At 64.2% G+C, this 26,961-nt stretch carries 31 protein-coding genes; 12 read left to right on the top strand and 19 right to left on the bottom strand.

The features are described 5' to 3' along the window. The coding region (locus RIF85_RS06675) for a family 1 glycosylhydrolase (RefSeq protein ID WP_309071135.1) at nucleotides 1–764 on the top strand (764 nt) is incomplete at its 5' end. A gap of 70 nt (nucleotides 765–834) precedes the next feature. Here RIF85_RS06675 and RIF85_RS06670 read toward each other — a convergent pair. Both RIF85_RS06670 and RIF85_RS06665 read right to left on the bottom strand, forming a co-directional pair. After that, nucleotides 835–1,089, bottom strand: a complete 255-nt coding sequence (locus tag RIF85_RS06670; protein ID WP_309071134.1) for a DUF3072 domain-containing protein — start codon at nucleotides 1,087–1,089, stop codon at nucleotides 835–837. Nucleotides 1,090–1,112: 23 nt separating this feature from the next. Then, entirely contained in the window at nucleotides 1,113–1,568 is a 456-nt protein-coding gene (locus tag RIF85_RS06665) for a hypothetical protein (RefSeq protein WP_309071133.1), read from the bottom strand. Nucleotides 1,569–1,656: 88 nt separating this feature from the next. Between RIF85_RS06665 and RIF85_RS06660 the strand changes: the two genes are divergently transcribed. The 3 genes from RIF85_RS06660 (at nucleotide 1,657) to RIF85_RS06650 (ending at nucleotide 5,009) form a co-directional block, all read left to right on the top strand. Further along, nucleotides 1,657–2,910, top strand: coding sequence for an MFS transporter (locus tag RIF85_RS06660; RefSeq protein ID WP_309071132.1), 1,254 nt, complete (start codon nucleotides 1,657–1,659; stop codon nucleotides 2,908–2,910). Nucleotides 2,911–3,053: 143 nt separating this feature from the next. After that, on the top strand, nucleotides 3,054–4,157 hold the full coding sequence (locus tag RIF85_RS06655; RefSeq protein WP_309071131.1) for a glutamate--cysteine ligase: 1,104 nt from the start codon (nucleotides 3,054–3,056) through the stop codon (nucleotides 4,155–4,157). Nucleotides 4,158–4,220: 63 nt separating this feature from the next. Next, nucleotides 4,221–5,009, top strand: coding sequence for a nitrilase-related carbon-nitrogen hydrolase (locus RIF85_RS06650; protein ID WP_309071130.1), 789 nt, complete (start codon nucleotides 4,221–4,223; stop codon nucleotides 5,007–5,009). Between the two features lie 28 nt (nucleotides 5,010–5,037). On the opposite strand, the gene RIF85_RS06645 is transcribed toward RIF85_RS06650, so the two are convergent. The 4 genes from RIF85_RS06645 to RIF85_RS06630 all read right to left on the bottom strand — a co-directional run bounded on the left by RIF85_RS06645 (nucleotide 5,038) and on the right by RIF85_RS06630 (nucleotide 7,169). Next, the gene (locus tag RIF85_RS06645) at nucleotides 5,038–5,712 is read right to left on the bottom strand and encodes an NADPH-dependent F420 reductase (RefSeq protein ID WP_309071129.1); all 675 of its coding nucleotides are present in this window, start codon (nucleotides 5,710–5,712) and stop codon (nucleotides 5,038–5,040) included. Nucleotides 5,713–5,779: 67 nt separating this feature from the next. Beyond that, nucleotides 5,780–6,628, bottom strand: coding sequence for an endonuclease/exonuclease/phosphatase family protein (locus RIF85_RS06640; RefSeq protein ID WP_309071128.1), 849 nt, complete (start codon nucleotides 6,626–6,628; stop codon nucleotides 5,780–5,782). A gap of 149 nt (nucleotides 6,629–6,777) precedes the next feature. Next, a complete protein-coding gene (locus RIF85_RS06635) occupies nucleotides 6,778–7,047 on the bottom strand; it encodes a sortase domain-bontaining protein (RefSeq protein WP_309071127.1) in 270 nt (89 codons plus the stop codon). Further along, nucleotides 7,044–7,169, bottom strand: coding sequence for a hypothetical protein (locus RIF85_RS06630; RefSeq protein ID WP_309071126.1), 126 nt, complete (start codon nucleotides 7,167–7,169; stop codon nucleotides 7,044–7,046). The genes RIF85_RS06635 and RIF85_RS06630 overlap by 4 nt, the downstream gene beginning before the upstream one ends. A 187-nt stretch (nucleotides 7,170–7,356) precedes the next feature. Between RIF85_RS06630 and RIF85_RS06625 the strand changes: the two genes are divergently transcribed. The 3 genes from RIF85_RS06625 (at nucleotide 7,357) to RIF85_RS06615 (ending at nucleotide 10,528) form a co-directional block, all read left to right on the top strand. After that, nucleotides 7,357–8,706, top strand: a complete 1,350-nt coding sequence (locus RIF85_RS06625; protein WP_309071125.1) for a DUF1524 domain-containing protein — start codon at nucleotides 7,357–7,359, stop codon at nucleotides 8,704–8,706. A 132-nt stretch (nucleotides 8,707–8,838) separates the two neighbouring features. Beyond that, entirely contained in the window at nucleotides 8,839–9,852 is a 1,014-nt protein-coding gene (locus RIF85_RS06620; protein WP_309071124.1) for a hypothetical protein, read from the top strand. A 64-nt stretch (nucleotides 9,853–9,916) separates the two neighbouring features. After that, complete coding sequence (locus tag RIF85_RS06615; protein WP_309071123.1) at nucleotides 9,917–10,528, top strand: DUF1992 domain-containing protein; 612 nt, start codon at nucleotides 9,917–9,919, stop codon at nucleotides 10,526–10,528. Nucleotides 10,529–10,576: 48 nt separating this feature from the next. Here RIF85_RS06615 and RIF85_RS06610 read toward each other — a convergent pair whose 3' ends face one another. Beyond that, on the bottom strand, nucleotides 10,577–10,864 hold the full coding sequence (locus RIF85_RS06610) for a GNAT family N-acetyltransferase (RefSeq protein WP_309071122.1): 288 nt from the start codon (nucleotides 10,862–10,864) through the stop codon (nucleotides 10,577–10,579). A 3-nt stretch (nucleotides 10,865–10,867) separates the two neighbouring features. Next, complete coding sequence (locus RIF85_RS06605; RefSeq protein ID WP_309071121.1) at nucleotides 10,868–11,107, bottom strand: hypothetical protein; 240 nt, start codon at nucleotides 11,105–11,107, stop codon at nucleotides 10,868–10,870. A gap of 154 nt (nucleotides 11,108–11,261) precedes the next feature. Between RIF85_RS06605 and RIF85_RS06600 the strand changes: the two genes are divergently transcribed. Both RIF85_RS06600 and RIF85_RS06595 read left to right on the top strand, forming a co-directional pair. Continuing rightward, complete coding sequence (locus RIF85_RS06600) at nucleotides 11,262–11,999, top strand: GAF and ANTAR domain-containing protein (RefSeq protein WP_309071120.1); 738 nt, start codon at nucleotides 11,262–11,264, stop codon at nucleotides 11,997–11,999. Between the two features lie 32 nt (nucleotides 12,000–12,031). Then, nucleotides 12,032–13,858 (top strand): gamma-glutamyltransferase family protein, encoded by a 1,827-nt coding sequence (locus tag RIF85_RS06595; RefSeq protein WP_375164448.1) that lies wholly within the window; start codon nucleotides 12,032–12,034, stop codon nucleotides 13,856–13,858. Between the two features lie 11 nt (nucleotides 13,859–13,869). Here the strand turns inward: RIF85_RS06595 and RIF85_RS06590 are convergent, their stop codons facing one another. The 8 genes from RIF85_RS06590 to RIF85_RS06555 form a co-directional block, all read right to left on the bottom strand. Further along, the gene (locus RIF85_RS06590; protein WP_309071119.1) at nucleotides 13,870–15,126 is read right to left on the bottom strand and encodes a phospholipase D-like domain-containing protein; all 1,257 of its coding nucleotides are present in this window, start codon (nucleotides 15,124–15,126) and stop codon (nucleotides 13,870–13,872) included. A 24-nt stretch (nucleotides 15,127–15,150) separates the two neighbouring features. Then, nucleotides 15,151–16,590: an APC family permease gene (locus RIF85_RS06585; RefSeq protein WP_309071118.1), complete on the bottom strand. Its 1,440-nt coding sequence runs from the start codon at nucleotides 16,588–16,590 to the stop codon at nucleotides 15,151–15,153. 106 nt (nucleotides 16,591–16,696) lie between these two features. Then, the gene (locus RIF85_RS06580) at nucleotides 16,697–17,341 is read right to left on the bottom strand and encodes an MBL fold metallo-hydrolase (RefSeq protein ID WP_309071117.1); all 645 of its coding nucleotides are present in this window, start codon (nucleotides 17,339–17,341) and stop codon (nucleotides 16,697–16,699) included. Between the two features lie 97 nt (nucleotides 17,342–17,438). Next, nucleotides 17,439–18,020, bottom strand: a complete 582-nt coding sequence (locus tag RIF85_RS06575; protein WP_309071116.1) for a hypothetical protein — start codon at nucleotides 18,018–18,020, stop codon at nucleotides 17,439–17,441. After that, entirely contained in the window at nucleotides 18,017–19,339 is a 1,323-nt protein-coding gene (locus RIF85_RS06570) for a serine/threonine-protein kinase (protein WP_309071115.1), read from the bottom strand. The genes RIF85_RS06575 and RIF85_RS06570 overlap by 4 nt, the downstream gene beginning before the upstream one ends. 159 nt (nucleotides 19,340–19,498) lie before the next feature. Further along, nucleotides 19,499–19,699: a hypothetical protein gene (locus tag RIF85_RS06565; RefSeq protein WP_309071114.1), complete on the bottom strand. Its 201-nt coding sequence runs from the start codon at nucleotides 19,697–19,699 to the stop codon at nucleotides 19,499–19,501. A 61-nt stretch (nucleotides 19,700–19,760) separates the two neighbouring features. After that, nucleotides 19,761–20,561, bottom strand: a complete 801-nt coding sequence (locus RIF85_RS06560) for a hypothetical protein (protein ID WP_309071113.1) — start codon at nucleotides 20,559–20,561, stop codon at nucleotides 19,761–19,763. Nucleotides 20,562–20,715: 154 nt separating this feature from the next. Next, the gene (locus RIF85_RS06555) at nucleotides 20,716–21,561 is read right to left on the bottom strand and encodes an NAD-dependent epimerase/dehydratase family protein (RefSeq protein WP_309071112.1); all 846 of its coding nucleotides are present in this window, start codon (nucleotides 21,559–21,561) and stop codon (nucleotides 20,716–20,718) included. Nucleotides 21,562–21,614: 53 nt separating this feature from the next. Here RIF85_RS06555 and RIF85_RS06550 point away from each other — a divergent pair, with 53 nt between their 5' ends. Further along, complete coding sequence (locus tag RIF85_RS06550) at nucleotides 21,615–22,121, top strand: metallophosphoesterase (protein ID WP_309071111.1); 507 nt, start codon at nucleotides 21,615–21,617, stop codon at nucleotides 22,119–22,121. On the opposite strand, the gene RIF85_RS06545 is transcribed toward RIF85_RS06550, so the two are convergent. The 3 genes from RIF85_RS06545 to RIF85_RS06535 all read right to left on the bottom strand — a co-directional run bounded on the left by RIF85_RS06545 (nucleotide 22,118) and on the right by RIF85_RS06535 (nucleotide 24,479). Continuing rightward, entirely contained in the window at nucleotides 22,118–22,720 is a 603-nt protein-coding gene (locus RIF85_RS06545) for a hypothetical protein (protein ID WP_309071110.1), read from the bottom strand. The genes RIF85_RS06550 and RIF85_RS06545 overlap by 4 nt on opposite strands. Before the next feature lie 282 nt (nucleotides 22,721–23,002). Further along, nucleotides 23,003–23,863: a transposase gene (locus tag RIF85_RS06540; protein ID WP_309071109.1), complete on the bottom strand. Its 861-nt coding sequence runs from the start codon at nucleotides 23,861–23,863 to the stop codon at nucleotides 23,003–23,005. 199 nt (nucleotides 23,864–24,062) lie between these two features. After that, entirely contained in the window at nucleotides 24,063–24,479 is a 417-nt protein-coding gene (locus RIF85_RS06535; protein WP_309071108.1) for a DUF6098 family protein, read from the bottom strand. 502 nt (nucleotides 24,480–24,981) lie between these two features. On the opposite strand from RIF85_RS06535, the gene RIF85_RS06530 reads away from it, so the two are divergent. Beyond that, nucleotides 24,982–26,508 carry an MDR family MFS transporter gene (locus tag RIF85_RS06530; protein ID WP_375164831.1) on the top strand — a complete coding sequence of 509 codons (1,527 nt, stop codon included), beginning with the start codon at nucleotides 24,982–24,984 and terminating at the stop codon, nucleotides 26,506–26,508. 11 nt (nucleotides 26,509–26,519) lie between these two features. Next, nucleotides 26,520–26,961: GNAT family N-acetyltransferase (locus RIF85_RS06525; RefSeq protein WP_309071107.1), on the top strand; the 442-nt coding region annotated here is incomplete at its 3' end.

Genomic DNA, 26,961 nt, shown 5'->3' with positions numbered 1-26,961 from the left:
TCGCCGTCACCCTCAACCTGCATGTGTTCCGCCCCGATGGCGAGACCGGCCCCGAGGCCGTACGCCGCGTCGACGGCCTCGCCAACCGGCTTTTCCTGGACCCGCTGTTGAACGGCACCTACCCCGAGGATGTCCTCGAAGACACCGCGGCGATCACCGATTGGTCTTTCATTCAGGACGGCGACCTCGAGCTGATCCATCAGCCCCTCGACCTGCTGGGGGTCAACTACTACTCGACCACCCGTGTGCGTTTGTGGGACGGCGAGGGCGACAAGGAAAACGCCGACGGTCACAAGCCGTCAGTCGGTACCGCGTGGCCGGGTGCGGACATGGTCGAGTTTCTCCAGCAGCCCGGTCCCTACACGGAGATGGGTTGGAACATCGACCCGTCCGGACTCGAGGACCTCCTGGTGTCACTGCACGAAGGCTGGCCCGAGCTGCCCCTGATGGTCACCGAGAATGGTGCCGCTTTCCAGGACACTGTGGAAGTCAACGCTGACGGCGCCCGACGGGTTCAGGACGTGGACCGCATCGACTACCTGCGGCGCCACTTCACCGCCGCGCACCGCGCGATGGACCGCGGAGTGGACCTGCGCGGCTACCAGGTCTGGTCGCTGATGGACAACTTCGAGTGGGGCTACGGCTACTCCAAGCGCTTCGGCATTGTGCACGTCGACTACGACACCCTCGAGCGGACGCCCAAGGACAGCTCGCAGTGGTACGCACAGTTGATCCGGGAACGCCGTATCCCGCCGGTCGGCTAGCAGGGGTTGGACTAAGCGAAGGAGGGCCAGTTCACGGTGTGAACTGGCCCTCCTTCGCTGTCCTGCAGACCTAGCCGCCGGTCTGCGCCTCATCCGATCCACCGGACACCCGGCCGCTCGACTTCTGCAGCCGGTCGATGTGCTCCGATGCCTGCGCCTTGGTGATGTCCGCTGGAATTTCTTCGCCGGCCTCCCGCGCGAGGGTGTCCAGGTAACTGCGTTGCGCGTCGGTCATCGGCTCGTCACCGGTGACCCAGTCCTCAGGGTCACGCGCGAAACCGCCCTGGGGCTCCGGCGTCGGGCTTCCCAAAGTCTCATCAGACATAGTGTGCTCCTTTGCTAGTGAACTTACTTGCTGGCTTCTGGAGGCAGCGCCTCGTGATGCTTACGACCGTGCGTTCGGCGGTCTTCCTTCATTTCTGCCTCAAACAGGTGGCGCTTGCCGTCGACGAGCTCGTCTCTGGCACGCTTTTCGAGCGCCTTGAACGCGGCGTAGTAATGATCGTCATAGTCCTCGACGATCTGGAACGTCCAGCGGCCCTCGATGACGTTCCTGCCCAACACGTCAAGATCCACCTCGTCGGCGAGCGCATCATGTCCCGCCTCCCGAAGCAGCTCAACCGCCTCACCCAAGGCGAGATCCGCCGTTCCCGTCAACCGGTGGAATCCATACAGGAGCCCCCGCGCGTGCTCCACTACTTCAAGCGCCTCCGAGAGTTTCCCGAGCGCTTCCACTGTCTTGTCCGAGGCCGATGGAGGCCGCTGGTGATTGCTGTCCGGCCCGTCCGAATCTGAGATAGTCATACTGCTTACCATATACAGCAGGAGCTTCCCGTGGGCAGATCGTCCCCTCGCTCTATACCCTTGTGCGTCACGCGAATACCCTGAATTCATGCCCTCCTTAAGTAGGACTCCCGTCGGCGACAGTACGACGACGGCGAACCTCCCTGCCATTCAACGCCGCACTGTGCGGGTCCTCATTGCCGCACAAATCCTTGGCGGCATCGGCATGGGGTCGGTGCTCTCAATCGGCGCTGTCATGGCGGCCGAGATTTCCGGCTCTGAAGCGCTGTCCGGAGCTGCCGCCACGCTCAGTACCCTCGGCGCCGCAGCAAGTGCCATCCCATTGGCACGCCTTGCCCAGCGGCTGGGGCGCAGGGCGGCGCTGTCGACCGGGGCCTTCATCGCGGCAACCGGGTCCCTCACGGTCATCGCCGCAGCCGCGCTTGAATCCTTCCCGCTGCTGCTCCTGGCCTTTGCGCTGCTCGGTGTCGGCGTTGCCGTCAACCTCCAGTCCCGCTTCGCCGCCACCGATATAGCGAGTTCGGAGCATCGAGGCCGTGACCTGTCCCTCGTTGTCTGGTTCACCACCGTCGGAGCCGTGCTCGGCCCAAACCTGATCGGCCCCGGCGAGGTGATCGCCGAAACCCTCGGCATGCCGAACCTGACCGGTCCCTTCCTCATCGCCGTCTGCGCACAGGTCGCGGCAGCTGCGGTCTACCTGGTGGCGTTGCGCCCGGATCCCTATCTCATCAGCAGGTCCGTGCCGCGGGATCCCAAGGACGACATCCCGGGGGTGGTTCGCGGCAGGGGAGCGCTCATCTTCGCTATCGGAGCGATCGCGATCAGCCATGCGGTGATGGTGTCGGTCATGTCCATGACACCGGTGCATCTGGTGAACCACGGCGTCACACTGACGATTGTCGGACTGACCATCAGCCTGCACATCGCCGGTATGTACGCGTTGTCCCCTCTATTCGGGTGGCTGAGTGATAAAGCCGGCCGGGTGGGCACCATCCTGCTTGGGCAGGGGTTGTTCGCGATCTCGCTGGTTGTCGTCGCGCTGGGAGAAGACAACCCTGTGATGGTCACAGTAGGACTGATCGTCCTTGGCCTGGGCTGGAGCGCGTCCACGGTCTCCGGTTCAGCGCTCGTGGCCGACCTGGTGACCGGCGCGGCCCGCGCACGGATTCAGGGCCGAACCGACCTCGCCATGAACCTGGCCGGCGCCGTCGGAGGAGCAGCCGCCGGACTGGTGCTGGCGATGGTCGGGTATTCGGGGCTTGCCTGGTCGGCAGGGCTGCTGGTGCTCCTGATCGTCGCCGGTTCGACGACGATGCGCACCGCGCGCCCTGTGTCAGCCTGAGGACCCTCGCCTGAAGAGCTGTCCGCCTCAAGAGAGTCCCACCACCGACTATTGATCAGCATGCTGCCGACTCCTTATCCTGACACTAGTTCAGCAGAGAGCCACGTTCTTCTCATCACAACGGGTCTAGATTGGTGGTCCCTATGCGGACTTTCGGAGTCGAGGAAGAATTCCTCCTGATCGATCCCCGGTCACTGTCCCCTGAACCAGCAGCCGACGCCGTTTTCCTCGCCGCCCGCGGTGGCGTGGTCACGCGGGAATGCAAGCAGGAACAGATAGAGACGGGTACCGCCCCGCAGACATCACTTGCAGAGCTCAGTGCGGATATTCTGCGCTGCCGCACGTTCGCCAACGAAGCCGCATCGCGGGCGGGCGTCCGGATCGCCGCTCTGGCAACCTCCCCGACCACCACCAGCACATCGCTCACTGGCGATCCACGCTACCTGCAGATGCAGGAGCGGTTCGGCACCACCCTCCGTGATCAGCTGACATGCGGATGCCACGTCCACGTCGGAGTGAAATCCGATGACGAAGGGGTGGGCGTCCTCGACCGCATTCGGGTCTGGCTCCCGGTGCTGTCCGCCCTCAGCACCAACTCGCCCTTCTGGAACAGCGAGGACTCAGGCTACGCGAGCTATCGGAGCCAGGCCTGGAGCCGCTGGCCCACTGCAGGGGTGTACGAGACCTTCGGATCGGCGGCGGCATACCATGACCTCGTCGAGGACCTGCTCGCAACCGGCGTACCGATCGATGAGGGCCAGATCTACTTCGACGCCCGGCTCAGCGTCCGGCATCCCACAGTGGAGGTGCGGGTCGCGGATGTCTGCCTCCAGCCGGATGACGCTGTACTGCAGGCCGCACTCACCCGGGCGCTGGTGGAAACAGCAGCGAGGGAATGGGCACGTGGGATAGCGCCAATTCCCATGCCCGCTGCGCAACTGCGCCTGGCAGCCTGGCGGGCAAGCCGCTTCGGCCTCAGCGGCGACTTGCTGGACCCGCAACTGAACGTCCTCCGTGACGCGCGGCAGGTCGCCCGCAGTCTGTTCGAGTACGTCCGGCCAGTGCTGGAAGAGCAGGAGGAGGAACTCGTGGTTGAGTCACTCCTCCGCCAAACCCTTCTGCGAGGGACGGGTTGCCACCGTCAGCGGACCGTCTACGCCCGCACCGGAAGCCTTGGAGCAGTGATCTCCGACGCGGTCTTCCTCACCAGTGCCGGCCCGGGCGCCGGTTATGCCATGTCTGCGTAGCGCTCGGACTGAGGGGCAAGAGACTGCACGGACTAGGACACTGGTGCCAGCTACCCTGAAGGGGTGAAGATCGCAGCGTGGCAGGCCGTTGGCGTGGCGGGAGACCTTCCGGGAAACCTTCAGCGGTTGGCAGCAGCAGCATTCAGCGCGCGTGCCGAAGGAGCGGACATTCTGGTCACGCCGGAGCTGTTCTCGACCGGCTATGCACCCGCCCAGGTGTTCGATACGGACGGCGAGGCCATCCGCGTCGAGCTGGCGGAAATAGCGCGCAACGCCAACCTTGCACTGGTCGCCTCCGCTGTTGATCGGGATCTCGACGAGCGCTTCATCAGTGCCTCTTTCTTCGACGCTGAGGGCACCGAAAGAACTCGGTATCGAAAGTCCTATCTGTTCGGCGAGGAGGAACGGTCGGTTTTTGTGCCCGGCTCAGCTGCGCCGGAGGTGGTCGACTATGCCGGCCTGCGCATTGCGCTTGGCATCTGCTACGACGTGGAGTTTCCCGAATTCGTTCGCGGCTCCGCCCGACGGGGAGCCGAGGCACTGTTGATTCCCACCGCGGTACCGACAACGGGAGACGTTGACGGGCTGCCGGCGAACCGGACGTACAACGCCGATCGAATCTCCACGCTCATGGTGCCGTGCCGGGCGATGGAGAACGGGATCTTCATTGCATACGCAAACCATGCGGGCCCGGATTTCACTGGGCTCAGTTGTATTTCAGGCCCGCATGGCAATGTCCTGGCGCAGGCTGAGCGCGGGGAATCGATGCTGTTCGCTCACTTCGATTCCGCCGAGGTGCAACGCGCTCGCCGCATCAACACCTACCTCAGGGACTTTCGCGACGACCTCTGACAGCGACGACCTATAACGGCGCCCCTCACTACTGCATCTCTGCGTAGCGCTTTGCCTGCGCTAACCCTTCGCGCACCTTCTCGGCGTCGTACTCCGGACCGTAAACAGGTGTGTCCCGCTGGAAGCGCCACCCCTCTGCCAGTGGACCGGCATCCACAACGTCGAACCCGAACTGATCAATGAGTGCGCTGACCGCTCGCTTCGCACCGTCGTCGTTCCCTGCGATGGGGAGCGCCCGGCGGCCGGGGGTTCCCTGCGGCGCCGACTTGCTCGTGAGGTGGGCCGCATAGATGTTGTTGAACGCTTTCACAACCTGCGCTCCCGGCAGCCGATCCTGCAGCAGCTCGCTCGTCGTGGTCGTTTCGTCATCCAATTCCGGAATCTGCCCGTCCCGCTCCGGATAGTAGTTGTTGGTATCGATGACGGTCTTGCCGTTGAGGGGAGCGGCCGGCACCGCATCGATTGCCTTGAGCGGAACACTCACGACGACGACGTCACCCGCCTCCGCGGCCTCGGCCGGGCTTGCCGCCCGGGCGCGATCGCCCAACTCCTCGACCAGGTCAACGAGGGTTTCGGGCCCGCGCGAATTGCTCAGAACGACGTCGTAGCCGTTCCGGATTGCAAGCCGCGCGAGCTGCGAACCGATGTGACCGCTGCCGATGAAACCGATGGTCTGAACGCCTGTATCTCCTATAGTTCCCATGGCCCATACAACAGGAAACTTCGCCGGGTATTCCTGACCGGGCTGTCGCTGGCGCCTCGGCGGGTACCTAGCGGTTCAGGCCGTTGGGTGTCTTGCTGATCTCGAGGTCAGCAAGGACCGGCAGGTGATCTGATGAGTTCGTGTCGATGACCTCGGCGAAGCGAGCCTCGATGTCGCCCTTGGTCAGGATGTAGTCGATACGGCGGTTTGGGTTCTCAACGGGGTAGGTGAAGTCCTCATCCTGCCCCAGCGCTGCGAAGACATCGGTGAACTGCGTCAGGATGTCGTTCATTTCCGGTGCGCCCGGTACGGCATTCAGGTCACCGACCAGCACGGCGGGCCGCTGCGATTCTCCGGCGATGGCCAGGATTTCCTTGACCTGCGACTGGCGCTGCTCGCTGCGCTGATGGTCGAGGTGGGTGTTGTAGAAGCTGATGTGGTTCCCCTTCACGTTGACGACGGCTTCCAGCAGTCCGCGTTGCTCGGTGGGCCGCTCGGGGTACGGGATGCTGGTCAGCAGGTGGTTCTCGGAGCTGAGGATGGGATATTCGCTCAGGATGGCCGTCCCGTACTGGCGGCGTTCGGTTTGTCCGTCGGCGGGCGCGCGGTCGAGGTTCGCGCCGTACACATAGTGCATGTCCAGACGCTCGGCCAGGATGGCTGCCTGATCCTGGAAGTCGCTTCGCGAGGACCAGTGGTTGTCCACTTCCTGGAGTCCGATGATCTCGGCACCGGAGTCCTCGATCACCCCGGCGATGCGTTCCAGGTCCAGATTGTCTGCGGGATCGGCGCCGTGATGGATGTTGAAGGACATCACTCGCACGTCGGTGTCTTCGGGCGCCGCTGCGGCGGGAGCAGCCCCGATCCCGCCGGCCAGCACGGCGGCAGTGCAAACGGACAGTAGTTTCTTGAACATGGATTTCTCCTCGGTAGCGATTCGATGCTGCCGATAGCGGCAGCAGGCGCTTGACCGTTTGGGTGTCGCGCCCCACGTGACGCTAGGCGGCTTAGGTGACCTGCCGCCGTCGTTCTCGCAAAGTGCGGGTGAAGAAGGAGGAATCCGGTCTACGCGACGATCTTCGCGTAAACCACGTAGTTATCGTTGAAGGTGCCGGTGGCTGGATCGTAGCCGTCACAGGTGATGAGCCGGAGTTCCGGACCCTCCGTATTGCCGTAGACCGCTTGCGTGGGGAAGGCGTGCTTCGAGTACTGTTCACCGCGTTCGACGGCGAAGACCGCCACCGTGCCGTCCTCACGCGTGATCTCGACGGTGTCCCCGGGAGTAAGCTGCTTGATCCAGGCGAAGACGCCAGGACCGCCGTCGCTTGCATTCACATGGCCAAGTATCCGGCCACTACACCGAACGACGACGGACCACATAGGCGGCCGCCGGCCACCATGGCCAGGACGAACCCGCCCCCGAGAGCAAGAGCTGCCGTGTTGTCCTGCTGTGTCACCTCCACGCCGGTTACGGCACCGCCGACAGGAACGGTAGGGACCTGGGGTGGGGCGAGGGTAATCAGCCGGCTTATTAGCCGTCAAGAATATCCACAGGTTTGTCCAAAGACTGTACTTTCTCAAGCACTCGTGCTCTCAGCCCCGGATAAGATGGTTCAACCATTACTCGTACTTGTGGGGACCCGCTTGAAACCTTCGTCGCTTCCGCCTGCCCAGAATCCCCAATCAGCACTGACCCGGGGTAAAGCTTCCAAGTCAACGCTGGTCATGGTGGGATTCGGGCTGTTTCTTATCGTCGTCGGGCTGATTTCGAACGGCGTCAGCGGTGCCCTGGTCATGGCAGGCATGTTGGCTCTGTTCACCGGCCTGTACACAGTCCTCACCGGACGTTCTTCCTGGGCACGCCTGGCTGGCCGCAAAGCGGGCGCCATCGTCGCGGGAGCGAGCGTCGTCGCACTGATCGTCGGTGGATCGCTCCAGCCCACCAGCGAAGAGACCGTACCGACAGCCGCGGCCGAGCAGAACGAAGGCGCCTCCCCAGCGCCTTCGCCCGAGGCAACCGCAACACCTCGTGTTTCGCCGTCTCCGACCACCTCAGCGGAGCCCGACGTGGCACCTCCGGATGGCGGTGACGTCACGGTCGCGTCCGGGGAGCCGATGTCCCCGAGCGACCAGCCGGCGTACGGCACCGAAGCACTTGCGCTGCTGGAAACGCTTCCGATCAAGGGCCGCGCACCGAAAACCGGTTACGACCGCGACCAGTTCGGTCAGGCCTGGCTCGACGTCGACCGCAATGGCTGCGACACCCGCAACGACATGCTGAACCGCGACCTCCGGGACATCGTCCACACCAATTCGGTGCCCTGCAAAGTGCGCTCCGGCACCCTCGATGACCCGTACACCAACACCACCATCGCCTTCCTCCGGGGCGAGGACACCAGCAGTGACGTTCAGATCGACCACATCGTTGCTCTGGCTGACGCCTGGCAGAAGGGAGCGCAGCAGCTCTCATTCGAACAGCGCGTCGCCTTCGCCAACGACCCTTTGAACCTGCAGTCGACTGACGGTCCCACCAACCAGCAGAAGGGTGCCGGCGATGCCGCCACCTGGCTGCCGCCCAACCGGTCCTTCCGGTGTGAGTACGTTGCCCGGCAAGTCTCCGTGAAAGCCACCTACAAGCTGTGGGTCACTCAGGCCGAACACGACGCCATGTCTCACGTACTGTCCGGCTGCCCAGGTTTCCTGGCTCCCACAAACCAGCTGGCACCGGAATCAATCCCGGAACCTCAGCCGACGGTGGACGAGGCTCCAGCTCCCGAGCCAGCACCTGCACCCGCGCCAGACCCTGCGCCTGTACCGGCTCCTGCGCCGGCTCCCGCCCCTGCACCTGCACCGGCTCCTGTGCCGGCACCCGATGCTGGTCCGTACCCGAACTGCACGGCTGCGCGCGCCGCCGGTGCCGCACCGGTGTTAATCGGTCAGCCCGGTTACGGACCCCATCTTGATGGAGACGGCGACGGCGTGGGCTGCGAGTAGTGCAACCGGGGCGGTGACCACGTGCCGGCGTCGCCCGCTAGCCAAAGTTCGGAGACGACATAGACACCCGGACGACACATCGCGCGGCTAGTGTTGGAGCATTACCGACACCTGGGGGGAGGCACGGCGCCCATGGTTCCGAATCCCGGCCATGATCAGCTCGTCGATCAGTGGCTCGATGAATACGCCGCTGCCCAGCACCAGAAGCGGGCCGCTGCAAACGCCATTCAGGACGCGATCGCAGCCCGGCTGGACGACGACGGCCTCAACTACCACGCCATCGAGTACCGCGTGAAGGACCACCAGTCGCTCGAGCAGAAACTTCGCCGTCTCAATTCTGACGGCACGCCCAAGTACCCGGCCGGGCTGGACGCCATTGACGACGTCATCGGCGTACGGGTGATCACCTTCCTCCAGCTCGACGTCGAGCGGGCCATCAGAGCACTCAGCAACTCGTTCGAGGTAATCACTCACGTCGACAAAACCGCTGAGCAGCGTGAAAAAGGCGAGTTCGGATACTCGGGGCAGCACCTGGTTCTCAGGATCACCGAGCAGGCCGCTCCGAATGGCTGTCGCAACCACATCGGTGAACGGTTCGAGGTCCAGTTCCGAACCATCCTTCAGCACGCCTGGGCCGAGTTTGAACACGACATCCGCTACAAGAGCGCAGGACCCGTGCCCCCGGAAGTCAATCGAGCCTTCACACTTGCCTCCGGGCTGATCGAACTGGCCGACAACCAGTTCAGCACCATCAGCAACGTCGTCGCGGCCGAGAAGGCCAACCCCGCGGAGTCGAAAGAATTGCTGCCGATCGAGCTCACGGGAGAGGCCCTTGAGCGCATCCTGGAACAGGCACTCCCGAACAACCCCCGCAGCCGCGTCGAACAGTACGAATGGTTGCGCGAACTCATGGCTATCCACGGAATCACGACAGTTGCACAGGCGTCGAATTTCATTGCTTCTGCCGACTGGGACGCTGTCGCCAGCAAGATCCAGTACAAGTTCGCGCCAGGCCATGTCCGTGCGGCGGACGACCTTCTACTCGTGCGGTTTGGCGAGGAACACATCGAGAAAACCCAGGCGCTCGGCCACGATCGCAACAGGCGCGGCAAGTTGACTCACCGCCTGCGCCGTTTCCGGGACTGACCACGGCGCCCTTGCCCCGCCCTTTGAACTCTCGGAATACTTAAGGGATACGCAGGAATGCGCGGTGAAAGCGGGGTCAGCAGTGAACTACAGAAGCGAGCGTGCACGGCGCCTTGAGCGCCTGTCCGAGGTCCGTGCCGCCCGTCGTTCCGGAAGCAGTGCCGCTGAGGCCATTGAGCAGGTGGACGACGACGAAGATGACGAATCACCGATCACGGACTTCGCTGCCAAGGCCGACTTCGAGATTCGCCAGGCCACCGCGCGCGGCGACTTCGACAATCTGAAGTACGCCGGCAAGCCCATCCCCAACCTCGGCGAGTCCCACGACCCGGACTGGTGGGTCAAAGGCTTGATCGAACGGGAGAAGCTCTCCGGGCTGGCGCCGGCTCCATTCCGGCTCAAAAAGGAAGATGCCGAACTCGACGACACACTGGATAAGCAATACATGGAAAGCCGGGCCCGCGAGATCCTCGAGGACTTCAACCGGCAGGTTATCGACGCACGCCGGCAACTCCTCGGTGGCCCGCCCGTAGTGACAAAGACCCGGGACGTCGAGTTGGAGCTCGAACGCTGGCGCCAACGCCGAGCGGAGCGGACAGCCAGGGCCGCGGAGGAAGCCGCCCCGCAGGAAGAGGCCAAGCGCTCACCCTGGTGGCGCCGTCGTCGTTCCGGATAATTGACGCCAGATAGCTGTTGAGCGGCCGGCACCACGGGCCGGCCGCGCCTAACCGGCTACAAGATCCTGATACTCAGGGTGCCGCTCGATATAGGCGGCGATGAACGGACACAGCGGCACTGCCCGAAGTCCGCGTTCCCGGACATCATCGAGGGCGCCTCGAGCGAGGGCGCTGCCGAGGCCATGGCCTTCAAACGCCGAATCCACTTCGGTATGGGTGAAGATTACGCGGTTGTCGCGGAGACGGTACGCGGCGAAGCCGGCAGGTGCACCGTCAAGATTCACCTCGTACCGTGCAGCATCCGAATTATTGGATACCGTTGCCCCAGAGACCACGTGCTACTCCGCGGACAGTTCGCCGTTGGCCACAGCATCAGCGTACTTGCTGAGATCCGGTCCCGGCTCGAAGTCGATGAACTGCGGCTGAAGCTTCTCGAACAGGAATTTGTACACCTTGTCCCGGTCGCTCCCGGAGTGCGAGGCCGCCGCCTCCTTCACCGCTTCCTGCAGCGCCTTGTCCGCATCCGAAAGAATTTTCTCGCGCGCCTGGTCGTTCCACTTGATGTCGCCGATGTCCACAGCTGACCTCCAATAGTAAGTAGACTGTTTATCACCTTCAGGCTACGGGGGTGGACGTAGCGCCACAACCCGCTCATCCTGTCAGAGGAGGATTGATCGTAATCTTCGTGAGGTGGTTGGGCAAAGGCAGCACAAGTACAGGGGCGGTTTGAGTATGAGCAGTGATATCGGCGAGCATTCAGTTCGCAGCGAATTGCAGGACCTGATTCTCAACAGCGAAGAGATCGACGTTTTCCTGAACGGAATGGTCGAAATTGCCTCCCGTGAGCTCAGCGACGTGACCGGTAGCCCCGTCTACTCCGCGGTCACCCTGCTGCGTCCCAAACGTGCCGCAACCGTAGCCAGCAGCAGCGAGCAGGCGCAGAACATGGACGAAGTCCAGTACGCGTTCGACGACGGCCCCTGCCTGCGCGCGGCCCGCGAGCACTACACCGTAGTTATCCAGGATTATGAGATGGAAGACCGCTTCGGTGACTACAAGCAGGCGATCGAACAGTTTGGCATCCGGTCCACCCTCGGCGTACCGATCCTCCTGACAGACAACGCCGACGCCGGACTCAACCTGTACTGCGAGAAACCGATGGTTTTTACGCCCGAGGTGATTGAAGCAGCCGAGGGTTTTGCGGCCAATGCGTCAAACTCCCTTCGGCTCGCCGTCAAAATCGCGGGTCTCATGGACCACCGCGCGAACCTCACTGCAGCGATGGAAACCCGCACAACCATCGACCTTGCCGTGGGGATCGTCATGGGACAGAACCGCTGCAGCCAGGACGAGGCCATCAACATCCTCAAGGCAGCCTCGAGCGCCCGGAACGTCAAACTTCACGACGTCGCGGCCGCCGTGGTGGAATCCGTGAACCAGAAGAGTCCCAGCACGCACTTCGACGCCTAGGCCTCCCTTATACTCAATCGCCCCACGAACGGATGACGTTGACCGCTTTCACTGCCCCCGACTCCTTCACCACGCGACCCACCCTGCAGGGCAGCTTCGGCATGACGGCATCGACCCACTGGCTGGCAACGGCGTCAGCCCAGGCCGTCCTGGAACGCGGCGGCAACGCGTTCGACGCCGCCGTTGCGGGCGCCTTCGTGCTCCACGTTGTCGAACCGCACCTCAACGGTCCCGGCGGTGACATGACCGGCGTCTTCGCAACCGCCGAGAACCCTTCCGAGCCCGTGGTGCTGATGGGGCAGGGACCCGCACCGGCCGCCGCGACCCGGGAGCACTACCTGTCCGAAGGTCTTGAGCTCGTACCGGGCGCAGGTGCACTCGCCGCCGCGGTTCCCGCCGCCGTGGACGCCTGGCTCCTGCTGCTGCGCGACCACGGAACGTGGGAACTGGGCGATGTGCTGGCCTTCGCCATCGGGTACGCACGGAACGGGCACCCCATCGTGGGTCGCGTGGGCGCCACCATCAATGCGGTCAAGGACCTCTTCACCGAGCACTGGCCGACGTCGGCCGCCCTGTGGATGCCGGACGGCTCGATCCCTGCAGAGGGTGACATCGTCAAGAACGAGGCCTACGCAGCAGTGCTGGACCGGCTGGTGGCGGCGGGAACCGCCGGTGACGCGGCGCAGTCCCGCGAGGACCGCATCGATGCTGCCCGCAGGGAATGGCGCGAAGGGTTCGTTGCCCGGGCCGCGGTCGAATTCGTTCAGACTCCCCACCGGCACTCCTCCGGACAGGACCACGCGGGCGTCATCAGTCTCGAGGACTTCGCCTCCTTCGAAGCCGGCTACGAGGAAGCCACCACGCTCAAGTTCCGCGGCTACACCATTGCCAAGACCGGTCCCTGGGGTCAGGGCCCTGCCCTGCTGCAGACGCTCGCGATCCTGGACGGATTCGACGACGACCGGCTGGACCCGTCGACGGCACTCGGCGCACACACCATCCTTGAGGCCCAAAAGCTTGCGATCGCGGACCGTGAAGCGTACTACGGCGACGCCTCTGTACCGATGGAGCACCTCCTGTCGGAGGAGTACTCGGCCCAGCGCCGGGCGTTGATCACCGATCGGGCATCGACGGAGTTCCGTCCCGGCACCGTACCGGGCAACACACCGTTCACTCCGCCGCTGCGCACCGAGTACACCCCGCCTGCCCTCGCCGGCGCCGGCGGATTCGCGGGAGTGGGGGAGCCCACGGTGTCCCGCGACGGTGAGACCCGCGGCGACACCTGCCACATCGACGTCGTCGACCAGTGGGGCAACATGGTGTCCGCCACCCCATCGGGCGGATGGCTGCAGTCATCGCCCACCATCCCGGAGCTGGGTTTCTGCCTCGGATCCAGGCTGCAGATGACCTGGCTCGAGGAGGGGGCACCGTCGTCACTGGAACCGGGCAAGCGTCCCCGCACCACGCTGACACCGACCCTCATCCTCAAGGACGGCAAACCGGTTGTTGCGCTCGGTTCGCCCGGCGGCGACCAGCAGGACCAGTGGCAGCTGCTCTACATCCTCCGCACCATCGTGGGCGGCTATTCACCGCAGCAGGCCATTGACGCTCCGTCGCTGCATACGACGTCGATACCCGGCTCCTTCTTCCCACGCACCTGGGAGCCCGGCGGCGCCGTTGTCGAGGACAGGCTCGGCGAGGATGTGATCACCGACCTCGAACAGCGCGGCCACGTCATCACGCGTGCGGGGGACTGGGCGCTGGGACGTCTGTCCTCCGTGGTCCGCGACCCCTCGACCGGCGTTCTCATGGCCGCAGCCAACCCGCGGGGAGCGCAGGGCTACGCCGCAGGCCGATGAGAAGACCGCGGTTACAGGAACGGACGCAGCGGCGCGAGGATCGCTTCACTCACGCGGGCCACGATGTGCCGGCTCTCCCACTCCTCAAGGGGCAGTTCACGGCAGTTGCTGCTGTCGATCTCGAAGATGTGTTCCATCGTGGTGGCAAGCTTCTCATCGAACAGCTCAATATTGATCTCGTAGTTACCGGTCAGGCTGAGGCGGTCGATGTTGGCTGTTCCCACGGTTGACCATTCTCCGTCGACCGTTGCGGTCTTCGCATGGATCATGGCGTTCTGATACAGCAGGATCTTTACGCCGTTGCGAAGCAGCGTCGAATAGAACCCGCGGGACAGCCAGTCCGACACCACGTGGTTTGAGTCCTCAGGCAGGATGACCCGCACATCCACGCCGCGCTTGCTGGCCCGCAACAGGGCCTCGAGAATCTGCCGGTCCGGGATGAAATAGGCCGTGGTGATGTAGATGTGGCTGTGCGCCCGGTTGATCGCGTCCAGGTAGACGCCGCGGATCGGGAAAACGAGGTTGGCCGGAATGTTGTTGACAGCCCGGAGCCGCGGTTCCCAGAACTCCGCACTGGTCTCCTCCAACGGGCGGTGACGCTGGGTGGGAGCAGCGTTCCAGAACGCGACGAACGCCTGCCGCAACTCCCAGACGGACTTTCCAACCAGTTTCAGGTGGGTGTCGCGCCACTTGGACGCGTAGAGGGAGCCGATGTTGTAGCCGCCGACATATCCGATGGAATCGTCCACCACCATGATCTTGCGGTGATCAAAACCAGTACCGCGGATGTTCGTGAAGACAATCGACGGACGGACCAACGGGAACCGGAACACCGAGACATTGGGGTGGAAACGGTAGAACGTCGGACGCACCACAAGGTTCGCGAAGCCGTCATAGATGACGTACACCTTCACGCCGCGGGCAGCCGCCTCATTGAGGGCGTCCTTGAACTGCCGGCCGATTGCGTCACCCTTCCAGATGTACGTCTCCAACATGACGGTGTGCTTGGCTTCTCGGATGGAGGCGAGCATGTCTTCATAGAGGTCATGGCCGTAGGTGAAGACAGTCGTCTCCGACCCGGCGACCTCTGATTCGAAGATGCCCGGATGCGGAAAGCCGGGACGCTTGCTTCGCCGCTTCTTCTGTACCGCATCGACCAGCACGATGGCGGCGATCACCAGTGCCTGCACGGCTCCGAACGCCATGGCTGCCCGCGCGAGAAGCGATCGGGTGAGCGCGAACAAGTGAAGGCGGCGAAGAGTACGCATGAAAAGAGCGTAACCGCTGGGCTGCTAGCGGTTGTTCAATGCCTCCAGCAACCGGTGCTCCGCGTCCTCCCCGGGAGTGATCCCCCTCGGAATCCGGAACAGGAAGAACATGCCGAGCACCCACCAGAGGCCGAACAGAATCCACGGCGGGGGAGTAAGGGCTGCAGGCATGAAGGGCAGGTACAGGCTCAGCAGTGCAATACAGAGAACCACGGCCGCGATACCGATGACCAAACCGCCGTTACCTGCTCCACCAACGCGAAGAGGCCGGTCCATTGTCGGTTCGCGCCGACGCAGGATGACAAAGACAACGGACACCAGGATGTAAGCGATGACGATGCTGGGGGCTCCCGAGTCCACCAACCACACCAGCATTGCCTCTCCGAAGAAGGGTGCCAGAAAAGACAGGGCACCGATGAACATCAGTGCGTTGGCGGGAGTCCGGTAGGTGGGATGCAGCTTGCCGAACCATGCGGGAAGCATTCCCGAGCGTGCCATCGAGAACATCAGCCGCGAGGCGCCGAGCAACAGCGAATTCCAGGAGGTGAGGATGCCGGCGATTCCACCAGCGATGAGCACCTTGGCCATCAGGTCACTTCCGAAGAGGGCGCCCATGGCATCAGCGGTGGCGATGTCCGCCTGCGCAATCTCGTCAGCAGGCATGGCCGACGACGTCGTCAGGATGGTCATGACGTACCAGATGGTCGCGAGAACCACCGCGATCACGACCAGCCGGCCGATCTGGCGGGCGGGGATGTTCACTTCTTCGGCTGACTGCGGGATCACGTCAAACCCAACGAAGAGGAACGGGACCACCACCAGGACCGCGAAGAACCCGGCGGACCCACCCGTGAAGAACGGCTGGGTGTTTTCCACGGATCCTCCGACGAAGGATCCCACCACCAGGATCACTCCAATGAGCAGGAGGAAGAGCACTACGAAGGTCTGGGCTACACCGGCGAGCTTCACGCCGCGGATATTGATGAAGGTGATCACCACGGCGGCGATGGCTCCGACGAGAGCCCAGGTGAGGTGCACCTGGCTTCCCGCGACCTCCCACAGCGGTATCTGGTTCAGATCCGGAAACAGATAGAGCGCGGTTCGGGGTAGGGCGACCGCCTCGAACGCGACGATCGTGACATACCCGCCCGTGATCGCCCAGGAGCCGATGAATGACCAGCGGGGACCCATACCGCGTAGGAGGAAGTTGTGTTCACCACCGGCCTTCGGCATGGCAGCGGTCAGTTCTGCATACGTGAGCCCGACGACGCCCATGATCACCCCGCCGGCAATCATGGCCAACACCGCACCCATGGTTCCAGCCGACCCGATCCAGCCACCCGTGAGCACCACCCAGCCGAACCCGATCATCGCTCCGAAACCGAGTGCCAATGCGTCCCAGTTTCCCAGGACCCTCAGCAGCGAAGCATCCTCTGCACCTTCGGAAATCCTCTGCTCTGCCATGAGAGTTGCCCTTCTGCCCGACCGGTCCCGCCCCGGCTCCACGGATTGGTGTGAGATGAGCGTAGTCCTGTGAGAGCTCTTTCGAACCGGACGAGGGGCGTTTAATTCAGGATTGTGCGGAAACCTGGGCAGGCGGATTGTGGCCGGGACAGAGCCACGCAATCCCGTCGGTGTGGATGCGGAGTTCCAGCGTGGCCGTAGTCCGGGCTGCCTGCGGGTTGTCGCTGTTGAGCGCCCGATAAAAGCGCTTGATCGTGCCGTCCCGCGCAACGCGCACCGAGTCACCGGTGAAGAAGACATCGCCGAACCGGTACGCCATCTGCCCGGGTGTGTGTCCGGGGAGGGGAAAGGCGGTGAGACCCTCGAAAAGCTCACGTTCGCCGTCGAGCTCTGACAGGCGCTGCGGCACCGCGACCGGCGCGAGCCGGAAGAGCACGCGGCGAAGCAGGGTGGCCGGCGGGGTGATACGCCGCAGAATCCTCACATCCGCTGCGCCAAGCCACACGACCGCGTTCAGCTCACGTTGAAGCCGTTGCGCGACCTGCGCGTGGTCGGCGTCGTAGTGCGTAAGCAGGATGTCGGTCACCTGTCCGACAACCGGCGCGGCATCGCGCAGCTCCCTCAGGAGGGCGTCGTACCCGCTGGCCATGCCCGGGTCGACGACGGCGGTGTGCCCGGGCGTGCGGATCAGGTAGCCGTTGGCCCCTCTGGAACGCTGCAGCTGGTAGCAGTTACCGGTAATACTGCGCATGCCTGCCTCTTTCCGCAGCCGATGAGCCGCGCCGTCGATATGCGTGAGAGCCGTCGATATGCCACAGAGTAGCCCCAGGCGACCTGCCGGTGCCCGGTCAGTCCTCCTCGCGATTCTCCTCTTCCTGCTTTTGCCGCTCCTTCGCTTCCTCCTCAGCCTGCTTCTGGCGCTCCTTCGCTTCCTCCTCGGCCTGCTTCTGGGCTTCTTCGATCCGCTTCTGCTCCTCCTTGGCAGCTTCCTCGGCGGCCTCCCTCTCACGGTCAGACTGGGTTTCGCCGGGATCCCTGCTGTCTTCCCTGTCGCCCTTTGCGGGTGGGGTGAAGGTAGGGGGAGCGGGAGCAGGCTCGGTGGTGGCGGGGTCGGTGGTAGACGGCGCAGCCGGCGTCGGTGTCTCGGCCGGCTTGATGGACTCGATGAAGGCAGTGATGTTGTCCTGAATCCGACCTGCGCGGCCGGGAGTGACGGCTCCCGAATCCTGGGCTTGCTGGACCTCGGTTCTCAGCGCCTCTGCCTGATCAAGCGCCAGCTCGTAATTCCCCTGCTGGGTGGTCACGGCCAGTTCCCGCACCTGCTGCTGCAGCGACTGCGCCGCCGCGGGATCCATGGCCTCTGCGCCTCCGCAGGCTCCGAGCGCCGGCAGAATGAAAATCATCGAGAGGACCCACCGCTTCGACCTCATGGCTGCACGCTTTCGTAGAGTTCGGACAGTCTTTCCCCCGGCACCCCGGGGACCGACGGTAACGGTTCGGGACCCGGCTCCGGCGTGAGGAGGCCCGAAAGCACCACACCCACTGCCGCGAGGGCCAGCAGAACGACGACGGCGGCCGCCGCCCACCAGCGTCGCATCCCCTGCGTCCCTCTCCGGTCGCCGGGGGCCGTGGAAGGCTTCGCCGGTGCAGCGCGCTTCGTCGGTTTCCGAGGGGGCGCGGAGCGGGTTCCACTCGGAGTTACGGGATCGCCGCCGGTGCCGGCGGGTGTGCTCCTGGCTGCGTCGTCGTCATTGAGGCCCAGGACGAACGAGCGCCGGGTCGACCCCGGCTCCTGCGGCCCGTTCGACAGGACCATGGTCGCCGGACCGGCATCCGGAACCTCGTGCCCGTCGGTCGTGAAGGCGCTGCGCTGGGAGGCCAGTACCCCCGCGACCTCGGCAGCACCCGGACGCTCGGCGGCCGTGCCGGCAGTCATGTTGGAGATGAGCTCGCGCCACGCAGGGTTGATTGAAGCAGGGATTTCGGGAGCGCGGTGGAGGCGCGCGAGCGCTGTCTCGAGGCCGCGGCCCTCAAAGGCAGGTTCACCCGTCAGGCATTCCAGCAGCACCAGGCCAAGTGCGTAGATGTCGGTGGCCGAGCCGACCGCCTCGCCCCGGGCCTGCTCCGGGCTGAAGTAGGCTGCGGTGCCGATCGTCTCGCCCGTAGCCGTGAGCCGGTCACTGTCCATCCGGCGTGCGATTCCGAAGTCGGTCAGCACGTATCCGAAACGGCCGGAGGAGGGCTCGGCGTCGCGGGTCAGGATGTTGGACGGCTTGACGTCGCGGTGGGTGATGCCCTTTGCGTGAACGTAGGCGAGCGTCCGCGCGACATCGTGTCCGATAGCCCAGGTCTGTTCCGGTCCCAGGGGTCCGTTGCGCAGCAGCCGGTGCAGATCCGGACCGTCCACGAGGTCCATCACTACCCAACCCGCGGTAGGTGACTGGCCGACGTCGTGCACCTTCACCAAGCCTGGGTGATCAAGGCCGGCCAGCAGCTGCGCTTCGGCGCGCTCCCGCTCGGAGAGACGGGCCTCGGCCTGACCGCGGAAGAGTTTGATGGCGACGTCCCTGTCCAGGACCTGGTCGTGCCCGCGCCGAACCTCGGCCATGCCGCCGCTGCCCAGCACGCTGCCGACGGTGTACCGCCCATCCAGCACATCACCGGAAGGATCGCCGTCACTGCGCCTCGCGACGGTAGGCGGTTCAGAAGCCGTAGCGGGCATTCGGCCGGGCGGAGGAGGAAGCTGCATGTCAGGCACCTCCTCATTGTCCGTCGTCGTCGTCCTTTCATGAAAGCGCACCCGGCGGGCCCGCTCAAGGTAACGGGGCAGGTTCTCACGACACTCTCATGTGCGGACAGCAAGATGGAGGGCACGCAGTGCGCGCCCTCCATCTTCAGTGCAGGGAAATCAGCCGAGCAGACCGCCCAATCCACCGCCGCCGCCGAGCTTGCCGAGAAGTTCCTGCGGGTTCAGGCCGAACTTCTCCAACAGGCCCGAGTCGCGCTCAGTATCCACCTGGTCGGGAAGTTCCTGTTCAGCCTGCTGGGCCTTGTCCTGGTCGCCTTGGTTCCTGAGAAGGTCGAGGATCTGCTGCTTGTCAATGTTCATTTTCTTGTCCTTATCTCTCTCTACTGATTGATGTGTGAGGAAGGTCTTCGGGTGGGAGGGATCAGCGGAAACGCGGAGCCGTGGGGTCCTCCGGTCGGTGCACCTTGGTGCTGCCCGAGGTATCCGTGGCCGCGCTGCGCGCGTTCGCGTCCTGCGCGGCGCTCTTGAGCTGCTCCTTGGCCGACGGCGAAGCCTGAGCTTCCGCCTTTATCCGGGGGGCTTCTTCCTCCGCCTTGTTGAGGTAGTGCTCCCAACGCTGGGACATGGGCTTGATGAGTCCGCCACCGACACCGACCACAATGACGCCGACGATCGCTGCCAGGACGGCGATGAGGATCGGGGTGGTTACCGTCGTGGCAATCTCCACCTGATTCAGTGCCGCAATGATGCCGATTCCAAGAATGAAGATGCTTGCGATGTTGGCGAGGACCTTCCCATAGGACAGGCCGCCCAACGTTCCCTCAATCAGGCTCTTTACCCCCGCCGCGACGGCGGCGCTGATGATCACGATGATGATGGCAACGATGATCCTGGGGAGGAAAGCAATGATTCCTTCGAGCAGATCGCTGACCGGGTTGGGGCCGAACACTCCGAAGGCGAACTGGAGGACAAAGAGAACCAGCGTGTAGTAGACGATCTTGGCAATGATGTCGCTGGCATCGAGGGAGGACTTGGCGAGAGCCTTCTTTACGCCGCCGCGCTCGACGGCGCGATCAAAACCGACGCGTTCGAGGAGCTTGTCCAGTGCCTTGGAAATTGCTTTGGCTACGAATAGCCCGATAATCAGGATGACGAGGAACAGCAACAGCTTGGGCACGAAGTCGATCACTGTCGCGAGACCGCTTCTGAGTGTTTCTTCCATGGAACCTCCATCTGCTTGGCTTCACGAAGCTGCCGGATCGCCGGGATGGGGTTCCCGCCGGGTTGCTCGTTTCCAAGAGTAGAGACACATCGGGCAAATAGAAAGGTTGCTTAGTATTTATTTTCGGTCGGGTCGAGAGGGGCCGGCGGGAGTATCAGGGGTGCCGGATGCCGATTCCCTGCAGAACCGCCCGGTACCCGTCGCGGTAGGTGGGGTAGGCGAACTCGAACCCGCTGGCCCTGAGGAGTCCGTTGCTGCAGCGCTTTCCTGTGGCACCTGATTCGGCCTCGCGGGCGGTCCCTGCGGGAAGCGGCAACCCCAGCTCAGCCGCGAGAAACGCCTGCACCTCGGCGAGGAGCGCCGGTTCATCGTCTGTGCCCAGATAGGCACCGGCAGGCGCCTCAAGCCCTGCAATGTGCACGATGGCGGCAGCCGCATCATCGCGGTGTATCCGGTTGGTCCAGTGTGGGACGCCGCCGGTACTCTCGCTTCCGTTGCGGACCTGGTCGATCAGGCGTGTGCGTCCGGGCCCGTAGATGCCGGAAAGCCGCAGCATCACCGACTGGGGGGCGCGCTGGGCGAGCAGTTGCTCCGTCTCCCGCAGAACTGCGCCCGTCGGAGTGGAGGGCGACGGTGAGGTCGTCTCGTCAACCCATGCGCCGTCGTCGTTCCCGTAGACAGCCGTCGAGGAGACAAAGACGATCCGCCGCGGCGCCACGCCATCCCGCTCAAGGGCGGCCAGGAGGTTGGCGGTTCCGTCGAAGTAGGTGGCGCGGTACGCGGCCTCGGAGCGGCCATCGGCGGTCAACGCAATGACCACGACGTCGGTGTCACTGGGGATGGTCGGGAGTTCACCCGTCAGGTCAACGGACTGGCCCTCGATGCTCGGCGGCAACTTCCCAGCGGACCGCCGCCATCCGACAACCCGATGTCCAGCTTCAGCGAAACCAAGTCCGGCCTGTGTACCAAGATCCCCGCAGCCCGCAATCAGAACAGTCATTCTTCGAGCTTCCCACACGGGAACGGTCGGGGCGTACGTGCCAGACTGGGGCCATGGGCTCCCGATTGCTGATCATCGCCGACACGCACGTGCCCAAGCGAGCGCGGCGCCTCCCACCGCAGGTCTGGGACGAGGTGGACAAAGCTGACGTTGTCTTCCACGCGGGGGACTGGGTCACGATCGAACTGCTCAACGAGCTGGAAGACCGTGCGCAGCGTCTGGTCGGGGTCTACGGCAATAATGACGGCCCTGACCTGCGCGAGCGGCTGCCCGAAGTGGCCCGGGTCGGCATCGATGGGGTGCGGCTCGCGATGATCCACGAGACGGGTGTCGCGGCCGGACGGGAAAAGCGGATGGACGCAGCGTTCGACGACGTTGACGTACTGGTCTTCGGCCATAGCCACATACCGTGGGACACCACAACTCCCGCCGGAATGCGACTGCTCAATCCAGGTTCACCCACCGACCGCCGCAGGCAGCCAGCCTGCACCTACCTCACGGCTGAGGCCGAGGGCGGCGCGCTGAGGAACGTTCGCCTGCACGAGGTTGCGGTTCGTTAGTGCTCTGAAGCGCTTTGTGAAGAGGGGGCGTCACGTCGGCTGGTGGCCCGATTCAGCATGAACGACAGGGCGAACGCGAGGACAGCCGCGGCGAAGAGCACGAACTTCGCTGTCGTCAGGGTGCTTGCGAACGTTGCTTCGGACGCGGTGACTTCGATGGAGGCCAAGGCTGCCTCGATGGCGAAGTTCTCGGCGATGTCGGCGGCCGCATAGGTCACTGCGACGGCATAGAACGGCCAGCGAAAGGCAGACCGCTGGCCGAAGCGGTGAACCAGCAGGATGATCAGCGCGGCAAACGCGACCGGGAACACAAGGTCCCAGAAGTAGTGCACGCTCTGATAGCGCTCGACCAGCGGTGCGTCCAGAAGGCTTCGGACCGATTCGATGTGGGCGGCGTCGTACCCACCCATCATCACGTCCGGAAGCGGTACGCCAACGGCGCGCTGCACCGACTGCAACTGCAGCCATCCCAACGCCAGCGAAACCGTTGACACAACTGCCGCTGCGATGATGAGCCAGATGTTGGGGTGTGGCTTGGCTCCCTCAGTGAGTCCAACGTCTTCGCTGTAGCTGCGTTTGCCTGCTCGGAATCCTGCCATTTCTCCGCTCCCTGTTGGCGTGCATTCACCCAACAATGCGATTGGTGTGTGGCGGCGTCTGGCGGCCGTAGCCGCCAGCGCCACCTTCGACGCTAGGGCGGGACGGGCGAGACCACAACGTTGCTTTACCCCGCTGTAACTCAGGGCGCGGACGCTTAATCAAACGGTTGTTCTCTCAGGATCCGCCGCGGATCGCCTTGGCGTGGCGGCAGCGAACGACGTCGGCATGCGTGTTGGCAGCCTCATCCGCCTTTTCCGGCCGCGCCGATCGTTATTCCTGCGTTACCGCTCGAGCTTCCCGAGAACCTTCCGCGCGCGCTCGACCTCGCGGGTAGCCTCCCTGGCTGCACGCTCGGCCTCAGTGCGCTCGCGGACTGCGTCGTCGGCGTCGTCGTCAATTCCATCGATGTCCTGTTCCAGCGCACGAATCCGCTTTCGCAGCTCCCGGACCTGCGAGACGAGCGCCTCACGGTCCCGGTCGAGCCGGTCCACGCGCTCCTGGGCACGCTTGAGTTGAGCTTCGGCTTCCTCCGACCGGTCCTCGGCGTCCTCCAGCTCGGCGCGCGCTTCGGCTGCTGGGTCGTGCTGTGACTCGGGTTCGTCTGCGCTATCCGAATCAGCGATGGGGCCAGTATTTCCGGCATCGAAGGTGCCGGCCACAGCCCCCGTGAGATCCACGGCCTCCCATCCGGTCGCTTCCAGCGGCCGGACCAGGCGGCCGGTGGAAACGGCGGCTGCAGCCCCGGCGTCGGCCATCGCCGCCCGCAAGGTCTGTTCCACTTCAAGCGCCGCAGCGGCGCTCACCGGATGGCCGAGGTCTTCGGCGAGAGCAGTGCCGTCCTTCACGAGGGCGGAGATAAGCTGCTGCCGCTGGGTGCCCAGCTTCTTCAACTCGCTCCGGTCGAGTTGCTCCTGCGCCTCCCGCATCGCCGCACCGAGGCTCAGCGCCTGCCGTAACTGGTCCCCACTGTGGAGGTTCATCACATTCAGAAGCCAGGCCGAAGCCGTCGGCTTACGAAGCGCCCGCACTTCCTTGGCGAGCGACTTGTCGTCAACGTCCTTCGCCCTGCTGTTTCGGGCCGCGGTGAACTCGTCCAACGGCAGGGCATAAAGCTCGGAGGCGATCTGGTCGAGGTCAGTCACTGCTGAGAGGGCTCCATCTGGTCGGCGGGCGGCGCTCAGGAGCAAGAGTACCGCCGTCCAGGACTCATCCGGCGCTGTCTGGCAGGGAGTAGGCTCCCGCCTGCAGCGCACATACTGGCAGGGAAGCAGCGCCTTGTACCGTTCGATAGTGAGGCAGCCATTGACGGCCACTACAGGATCAATTCTCAGGCAGGAGCGATCAGGGTCCGTTCCCGGCGTCGAAACGCTCCTGGTAGATCGTCTCCGCTTCCTCCAGCAGTCCGTCGTCAAGCTTGCCGAGTGGTTTCACGTTGATGAGCAGAGGTTCACAATCCGGGCCCCGGCCGACGCAGTCTCCTGTCAGGATCCAGGCGTGACGGTCCTTCTTCCGGTGCAGGTGCTTGTACTGGCAGATCTGCCGGGCAATCCAGTCCGTGAGGGGTCTGGTCCACCAATCCTCAGGACTGAGTGGGTTCACTGACAGTCCGGGCAGGGATAGGCCGCTCTCGGTATCCATGCTCTGCGAGTTGGAGTCCGCTTCGTAGCCTCGGGAATACCGGAGGTAGATGGGGGCGTGCTCCTTCACGAACCGTTCCAGGTCGCTCAGTTCCTTGTAGACCTTCTGGGTCTCGCTCACGGCGTCCTCCGCACTGCCTTACGGTGCTCCTGCAGCACCACGGATAGTAGTAAGCAAGCTTACTACTCAATACGGAGTCGTGCAGGGTCGGGCGAGCGGCGCCGCCCGGCCGAAAATCCCCGCGGCCGGGAGCCCCCTGCGTCAGGACAGGGGAGGAATCGATGGTCCCGGTTCCGGGATCGGCCGATCGGGTGAAGGCCCGGGTCCTGGCTCCGGCGGTATACCGGGTGCGTCCGGTGCCGGATCGGGATACGGGTAGGGGGACGGAGAAGGCTGGGGTTCCGGCCCGGGCTCGCCGGGAGGCCGCGGTTGGGACGGATCCGGATGCGGCTCATGGGGCGGGGGAATAGACATACCGGCTACCTTCTCTCCATCGGGGGGCGCTCAAAAGCAACAGTACGCCCGACGTCGTTGGTCGGGAATAAGCACCGGTCACCCGTGCTTGTTACTTCTGGCTGCGCACGCTCCTGCGCGCCGTTAAGTATCTTTCAGGGGGATTCCCGTGCCGCAGAAGACGGACAAACTCACTCAGGCCGACGACGGCACGCTACAGACCAACAGCCCGGGCGAGGCGATCTCCGCCCGGGACCGGCTGGTCATTTCCCTGCTCCTGGTGTCGGCTTTCGTCGTCATCCTCAACGAGACCATCATGGGCGTCGCTCTGCCGCGCCTCATGGACGATCTCCAGATCACCGCCTCCGCGGGTCAATGGCTCACGACGGCTTTCATGCTCACCATGGCAGTTGTCATCCCCATCACCGGCTTCCTCATCCAGCGGTTCAACACACGGCCGGTGTTCCTTGCGGCGATGACCCTCTTCAGCCTTGGCACGCTTGTCTCGGCGATGGCGCCCGGGTTTGAGATGCTGCTTGTCGGGCGGGTAATCCAGGCCGGCGGAACGGCGATCATGATGCCGCTGCTCATGACCACGGTCATGACCCTGGTGCCGCCGTCATCACGCGGCAAGACCATGGGCAACATCTCGATAGTGATCTCGGTGGCACCGGCCATCGGCCCGACCATCTCGGGAATCATCCTCAGTGTGTTGGATTGGCGCTGGATGTTCTGGCTGGTCCTTCCGATTGCGATCGGATCGCTGGTGCTGGGCGGAATCCGTATCCAGAACGTGACGACGCCCCGCAGAACCCCGATCGATGTCCTTTCGGTCATCCTGTCTGCGTTCGCCTTCGGCGGCATCGTCTACGGCCTGAGCCAGTTCGGTGAAGGTGCAGGCTCCTCAAGCATCCCGAGCTGGGCGCCCCTCGCCGTCGGAATCGCAGGCCTGGCCTGCTTCATCGCCCGCCAGCTGGTGCTGCAGGGCCGCGACCGCGCTCTGCTCGACCTGCGGACGTTCCACTCGCGCACCTTCACAGTGTCGATCCTTGTGCTTTCGATCAGCATGATGGCGCTGTTCGGCACGATCATCCTGCTTCCCATCTACCTGCAGGACGTGTTGGGACTTCAACCTGCGGCTGCCGGCCTGATGCTGCTGCCCGGCGGCCTCGCGATGGGTTTGCTCGGCCCCATTGTGGGTCGGATCTTCGACAGGCACGGTCCGCGCGTGCTGGTTGTTCCCGGGGCGGTACTCGTGGCCTCGGTGTTCTGGATTCTGACCCAGGTGGACGCCTCAACGCCCATCCCGCTGGTGCTGGCCTGCCATGTGGTCCTCAGCATCGGGCTGGCCGGCATGTTCACTCCGCTGTTCACCTCGGCGCTTGGCTCGGTCCGACCGCAACTGTACTCGCACGCCAGCGCCGTCGTAGGGACCGTCCAGCAGCTGGCCGGAGCAGCGGGCATTGCCCTCTTCGTCTCCGTGATGACGCTGCAGACCAGCGCCCTGATGGGCGAGGGCACCGGTGAGGTTCCCGCACTGGCGGGCGGCATACGGATGGCGTTCCTGTGTGGCGCGGTGATCTTCCTGTTCGCTGTGGTTGCAGCGCTCTTTGTGCGGAAACCGGCTGTGCCTGCGCACTCATCGCCTGCCGGGCACGACGGCGGCACTGCACCTGTTGCGCCGGCGGCACACTAGGGTCCATGCCGATGTTCACGCCCCCACCGGTCTTGACCACTGCCCGGTTGCGGCTGGAACCGCTGGGACCTGAGCATCTTGAGGGAACCTGGACTGCGCTGCAAAACCCGGAGACGATGCGGCTCACCGGGACACATGCAACATTCTCAAGGCCGCAGATCGAATCGTGGTTGGCGGGGCTTGCGGCCACCTACGGACGTGCGGACTGGGCCATCATCCTCGAGTCGGACGGGAGCCATATCGGCGAGGTCGTGCTCAACGACTACGACCCGGACAACAGGTCCATCGGGTTCCGAATCGGCCTCAACGCCAATTCGAGGTTCGGGCGCGGGTACGGTACCGAGGCGACCCGCGCCGTCGTCGCGCATGCCTTCGACGTGATGGGCGTGCACCGCATCAGCCTGGAAGTCTACGCGTTCAATCCGCGGGCGCAGCGCGTCTACGAGAAGTGCG

The sequence above is a fragment of the Arthrobacter sp. genome, assembly GCF_031179385.1.
GTDB lineage: Bacteria > Actinomycetota > Actinomycetes > Actinomycetales > Micrococcaceae > Arthrobacter_D.
Note: the sequence above shows the minus strand (reverse complement) of the source record. Positions and strands in the feature narration are given on the sequence as shown.

Excerpts from the sequence above, each read along its gene's own strand:
- RIF85_RS06670 (WP_309071134.1), bottom strand. The coding sequence starts at position 1,089 with ATGTCTGATGAGACTTTGGGAAGCCCGACGCCGGAGCCCCAGGGCGGT.
- RIF85_RS06665 (WP_309071133.1), bottom strand. The coding sequence starts at position 1,568 with ATGACTATCTCAGATTCGGACGGGCCGGACAGCAATCACCAGCGGCCT.
- RIF85_RS06660 (WP_309071132.1), top strand. The coding sequence starts at position 1,657 with ATGCCCTCCTTAAGTAGGACTCCCGTCGGCGACAGTACGACGACGGCG.
- RIF85_RS06655 (WP_309071131.1), top strand. The coding sequence starts at position 3,054 with ATGCGGACTTTCGGAGTCGAGGAAGAATTCCTCCTGATCGATCCCCGG.
- RIF85_RS06645 (WP_309071129.1), bottom strand. The coding sequence starts at position 5,712 with ATGGGAACTATAGGAGATACAGGCGTTCAGACCATCGGTTTCATCGGC.
- RIF85_RS06640 (WP_309071128.1), bottom strand. The coding sequence starts at position 6,628 with ATGTTCAAGAAACTACTGTCCGTTTGCACTGCCGCCGTGCTGGCCGGC.
- RIF85_RS06620 (WP_309071124.1), top strand. The coding sequence starts at position 8,839 with ATGGTTCCGAATCCCGGCCATGATCAGCTCGTCGATCAGTGGCTCGAT.
- RIF85_RS06600 (WP_309071120.1), top strand. The coding sequence starts at position 11,262 with ATGAGCAGTGATATCGGCGAGCATTCAGTTCGCAGCGAATTGCAGGAC.
- RIF85_RS06595 (WP_375164448.1), top strand. The coding sequence starts at position 12,032 with ATGACGTTGACCGCTTTCACTGCCCCCGACTCCTTCACCACGCGACCC.
- RIF85_RS06590 (WP_309071119.1), bottom strand. The coding sequence starts at position 15,126 with ATGCGTACTCTTCGCCGCCTTCACTTGTTCGCGCTCACCCGATCGCTT.
- RIF85_RS06585 (WP_309071118.1), bottom strand. The coding sequence starts at position 16,590 with ATGGCAGAGCAGAGGATTTCCGAAGGTGCAGAGGATGCTTCGCTGCTG.
- RIF85_RS06580 (WP_309071117.1), bottom strand. The coding sequence starts at position 17,341 with ATGCGCAGTATTACCGGTAACTGCTACCAGCTGCAGCGTTCCAGAGGG.
- RIF85_RS06575 (WP_309071116.1), bottom strand. The coding sequence starts at position 18,020 with ATGAGGTCGAAGCGGTGGGTCCTCTCGATGATTTTCATTCTGCCGGCG.
- RIF85_RS06570 (WP_309071115.1), bottom strand. The coding sequence starts at position 19,339 with ATGCAGCTTCCTCCTCCGCCCGGCCGAATGCCCGCTACGGCTTCTGAA.
- RIF85_RS06565 (WP_309071114.1), bottom strand. The coding sequence starts at position 19,699 with ATGAACATTGACAAGCAGCAGATCCTCGACCTTCTCAGGAACCAAGGC.
- RIF85_RS06560 (WP_309071113.1), bottom strand. The coding sequence starts at position 20,561 with ATGGAAGAAACACTCAGAAGCGGTCTCGCGACAGTGATCGACTTCGTG.
- RIF85_RS06555 (WP_309071112.1), bottom strand. The coding sequence starts at position 21,561 with ATGACTGTTCTGATTGCGGGCTGCGGGGATCTTGGTACACAGGCCGGA.
- RIF85_RS06550 (WP_309071111.1), top strand. The coding sequence starts at position 21,615 with ATGGGCTCCCGATTGCTGATCATCGCCGACACGCACGTGCCCAAGCGA.
- RIF85_RS06545 (WP_309071110.1), bottom strand. The coding sequence starts at position 22,720 with ATGGCAGGATTCCGAGCAGGCAAACGCAGCTACAGCGAAGACGTTGGA.